Here is a 4,323-nt window from a genome sequence, read left to right as displayed (position 1 = left end):
AAGCCAGGCATCACCGCCAGCCCCGTGGTGTCGACGACGCGGTCGGCGGCTTGCCGGTATTCAATGGGGGCGTCGCCCTCGCCGACGCCGGTGATCACACCGTCGTCGACGACGACGAAGCCGGACGCTAGCTCGCTGTCTGCGTCGACGATGACCCCGCCACCGCTGAATACCGTTCTCATTGCCTGCTTCCCATGGTCTCGATCACTCCGTGTGCGGCCTACGGCCCGGCGGGCGGTGCCGGCAGCTCGGCGGGGGCGGAGATCGTCGGGAGCAAGCTGGCGTCGTACAGATCGGACGACTGCGGTTTCGTGGTGACCTGTCCCAGCTTCGCCAGCTGGTCGACCAACGTGCTCCAGCGCGCCTCGGTCATCGCACCGAGCTGTTTGGCGCCATCACCGGCGACGATGAACTCGCGCTGCTTGTCCCACGCGTACCACACCGACTTGCTGGACTGCTCGGTGTTGGCCTTGAGGATCGCCTCGTTGGCGGCCGTAGCCACCTTGACGTCGGACATGTAGTCGTGCCAGCCGGTGATGCTGGTCTCCAGGAATGTCCTGAGTTCGTCCTTGTGGGAGTCGAAGTAGCTCTTCGAGGTAAAGACCACGTCGTTGTATGGGTTGAATCCCGACTTCGAGTACGGCACGAAGTTCACGGGCACGTTGGCTTCCTCGGCCTGCAGGACTTCGTTGGTCGGCCAGCCCTGTTGCAACAGCGACGGATTCTTGAGGAAGGAGGCAATGGATCCCTGGTACTGCATGGTCTTCATCGACACACCCAGCTCCTTGTCCAACCAGACCGGGTACAGCGCGCCTGCTTGGCTCACCAAGGTGCGGCCCGCCATGGTGTCGAAGGAGGTGATGTTCTGGTCCTTGTGAGACAGGATGCCTACCGGATTATCTTGGTAGAGCGCGGCTATCGCGATGATTGGGATACCCTGCTGCTGAGCCTGCACGATGCCTGCCGCGTCGGTGTGGCCGATCTGTGCCCGGCCTGATGCGACCAGCTGAGTCGCCGATACCTGCGGGCCACCCGGTTGCAGCGTGACGTCGAGTCCCTTGTCCTTGTACAGGTTGTCGGCTTGGGCTGCGAAGTACCCGCCTCCTTCCGGGTCGGCGTACCAGGGGAGGACCACGGTTATCTTGGTCGAGCCTGCTGAGGGCGGCGCGTCGTCGCTGCAAGCTACCGGGGCAAGCGTCACAGCGGAGGCGACGAGAGCAACCGCCAGGCGCCGGAGGCGCCGACGTGGACGTGCTGCAAACATGGCGAAACCTTCGGGTCAGAGGAAGTGGAGACGTGACAGCATGATCGTCATTGATCAGAACGACGGGTGGCGGGAGCGGGTGAGGTCTGCGACCTCGGAAAGGTGTTGCGACATGGCTAGTCTCGCGGCTTCCGGATCCCGGTCGCGCAAGCACAGGTACACGCGGTGATGTCCGTCGTGGGACAAGCTGCGAGCTGGTACATCGGCGTGTGAGAGTGCACGGGTCGAAGCCGTCCACTCGTTGGCCAGCGCCCCGAGTGCCACGAGCAGGTGGTTCTGGGATGCCTGCGCGATGAGCACGTGAAACGCGATATCGTGCTCGATCGATTCCTCCTGGGACAGAGGCTGTTTAGTACGTTCGAGGATCGACTCGAGCGCCATCAGCGTCGAATCGGTGATCCGTCGGCCTGCGAGCTCGGCGAATCGTGGCTCGATCGTTTCACGCAACTCGGCAACGTCGCGCAGGGTTCGTTCGGCTTCCGAAATGCGCTCGTACAGATCGTTGGCCCTTGCCGGTGGTTCGGTCACGACGGTGCCGCGCCCCGGGCGGCGGACCACCATGTTCTTGACTTGTAGTTCGTGCATCGCGTCGCGAAGCGAAGTGCGAGATACGTTGAACGAGGCAGCAAGTTCCCGCTCGTTTGGCAGACGGGTGCCAGGGGCGAGTTCGCCCGTCGAGATGAGTCGCTCGAAGTGGGCGACGATCTCGACGCCTACCGCGGTGGAACGGCGGACGAATCCCGCTAGCGGTGCATCCCGCACTGAAACTCCATCGGTATCTTGGTCCGACAATCGGACGAACCGACCGTATGAGCGCTTACGTCACGGTGCAAGCCGAGAAGCGCTTCGCAACAGGTTCTTGACGTCGAGCAATCTGCTCGTAACATGCAAGGTGTGGCGTCACGTGCCTGGGGCCGTGCTCTCAGCGAGAAGTGAAGTGGTCCAAGGCAAATCGCAACAATGATCGATCGCCTACCGGTGACCCAACGGCGCACAACCCCACGGGAGCACCCTCCGCATGCAAGAGTGGTGCTGAGATCGCCGGCCGTCCGGACAAACTCGCCAGGCACGTGAGGTGCAAGGTGGCGGTGCGGGCGCGCTCTGCCGATCCGGCCGAACGCAGCGGCGCGGGGCCGGAGGTGCTCGGCAGGAGCAGCCCCGTCGTGGGCGGCAGTGCGGAGTCGATCGCTTCCCGCGCGGCGACGAGGGCGGCCCTTGCTGCCTCGGCGTCGTGCGCGGTCACTTTGGACGCCGCGGTGAAGCGGCCGGCGACGTCCGCCCCGAGAGCGTCGGGATAGCGGGTGAGGAACTCGCCGTGGACCTGCCAGGCTTCGTATGCCTGCAGCGTACGGAAGGCGTTGAACCACTCCTCGATCCGACCGCAGGTCACATCGCGGTACTCCACTGCGAGGTGGCCGCGGAGGGCTTCGACGGCGGACCAGAACGATTGCGCAACTGCGGGTTCGGCGAAGCCGAGGAGCATTGGGTCGACGATCAGCGTCTCGATGTCGTCGATCGGTTGGTTTGGCAGCAGGACGTCGGCGGCGCGGGTGAGCGTGTCGATGTCGCGGGCCAGGAGGCCGACGGTGTCGAACGACCGCGCCAACGGCAGGAGGCCGGCGCAGTCGATGACACCTTGGGTGGGGCGAAGTCCATAAATACCCTGGTAAGAGGCTGGAACCCGGATCGAGCCTGCAGTGTCGGTGCCTAGCCCCAGGTCCACTTCACCAGACGAGACGGCCACCGACGGACCGCTGGTCGAACCTCCGGGGATCCGCTCGCGTGCGGCCGGGTTGGGTGGTGTGCCGTAGTGCGGATTGGTTCCGCCGAGGCTGTAGGCGAGTTCGTCGGTGTGTGCGAGGCCGATGACGGTCGCGCCCTGACCGATTAGGGCCGCGACTGCATGCGCGTTGGCCGTCTCGATCGGCGCCTGCTCGAGATACCGGGGCGCGCCACCGCCGATCGACTCTCCTGCGATGGCGAACAGGTCCTTGACGGCGACCGACATCCCCGTGAGCGTGCCCTGAGCCGTTGCGGTGACCAGCGGTGCGCCGACTTTCCGCCAGATCGTCGCGTCGCGTGGTGCGCCCGCACTCACGTGCGCGTAGGCGACCTTCCACCCTTCTTCGGTGTTGGTCCAGACCTGCGTCTGCAGGCCGCAGGCGCCGTTGGGGCGGCAGGTCTCGGCGAGGATCAGAGAGGTGTCGTCCGAGAGTTCGCGAACGTGGACGGCAGTGATGGTTCGGGCCGGTGCCCCGGCGGTGCGGGCGGCACGAAATCGCGCGATGGCGTCGTGTCCTAGCAGCACCGCGACGTGGTCGGCACGTATGGTCTCCTCGGAATTCAGGAACAAATCATCGAGTGCCGCTACATCATTGGACATCAGCGCTGACTCGTAACGCCAAAATGCCGCAACCAGAGCCTGATTGGCGTCGTTCTCAGCAACGGCTGGGCAATCGATACTGCTGCTCATGCGCACAGAGTGCATGCAGAATGTTTCGCCCGCGTGAAAACGCAGATTATGCCTTCACGCAATCAGCGACCGCGCCGCCCGTGGCCGAATCAGACGCGCGCATAGGTGTCGATGTCTGCGTCGAACTGCGACACCTGATCGGCGGTTGAGGTTGGTCGGGTCGTCGGCGCGGGCGATTCCACTGCCGCGCCCCAGTGCCAAGACGGTCTTATCTTTCAGCGCATCCACAGATAACTCCCAAACGTGTGTTATACGGTTAGTGACGTGTCCGAGTCAGCGGATCACGGTTAACCTGTCAACATCTGGTTGGCGGTTAGATGAAGGCGGGCTGCCGTCCGAATGGATTGCGCACGGTCCGATTTGGCGCCGATTCAGCTGGTCGAACGGCCGCGCTGATAGTGCCTGCGTGCCTTCATCCGGTTGCCGCAGATGGCCATCGAGCACCAGCGCGCGGTGTTGGGCTTGCTGCGGTCGATCAGGAACAGCTGGCACTCGGTGTTGGCGCATGGGCGCAACCGGCCCGGGCTGGTGATGCGCAGTGCGTCCCACGCCAGCACGGCGCGCACGGCGCCGGCTGCGGTGCCGG

General features: G+C 64.5%; 4 protein-coding genes and 1 pseudogene. All 5 read right to left on the bottom strand.

Annotated elements, in window-relative coordinates:
• Positions 1-182 (bottom strand): annotated as a pseudogene (locus QOC69_RS12365) (hypothetical protein); the annotation flags it as partial.
• Positions 183-220: 38 nt separating this feature from the next.
• A complete protein-coding gene (locus tag QOC69_RS12360; protein WP_526439805.1) occupies positions 221-1,135 on the bottom strand; it encodes an ABC transporter substrate-binding protein in 915 nt (304 codons plus the stop codon).
• A 183-nt stretch (positions 1,136-1,318) separates the two neighbouring features.
• Positions 1,319-2,026 carry a FadR/GntR family transcriptional regulator gene (locus tag QOC69_RS12355; RefSeq protein ID WP_526439803.1) on the bottom strand — a complete coding sequence of 236 codons (708 nt, stop codon included), beginning with the start codon at positions 2,024-2,026 and terminating at the stop codon, positions 1,319-1,321.
• A 160-nt stretch (positions 2,027-2,186) separates the two neighbouring features.
• Positions 2,187-3,737 (bottom strand): AtzH-like domain-containing protein, encoded by a 1,551-nt coding sequence (locus QOC69_RS12350; RefSeq protein ID WP_526439801.1) that lies wholly within the window; start codon positions 3,735-3,737, stop codon positions 2,187-2,189.
• 371 nt (positions 3,738-4,108) lie between these two features.
• A partial coding sequence (locus QOC69_RS12345; protein WP_526439799.1) for a CGNR zinc finger domain-containing protein occupies positions 4,109-4,323 on the bottom strand: 215 nt, incomplete at its 5' end.

It is taken from the genome of Mycobacterium sp. (genome assembly GCF_032162105.1).
Lineage (GTDB): Bacteria > Actinomycetota > Actinomycetes > Mycobacteriales > Mycobacteriaceae > Mycobacterium.
The sequence above is the reverse complement of the archived record's forward strand: the minus strand, read 5'-3'. Positions and strand labels throughout refer to the sequence as shown.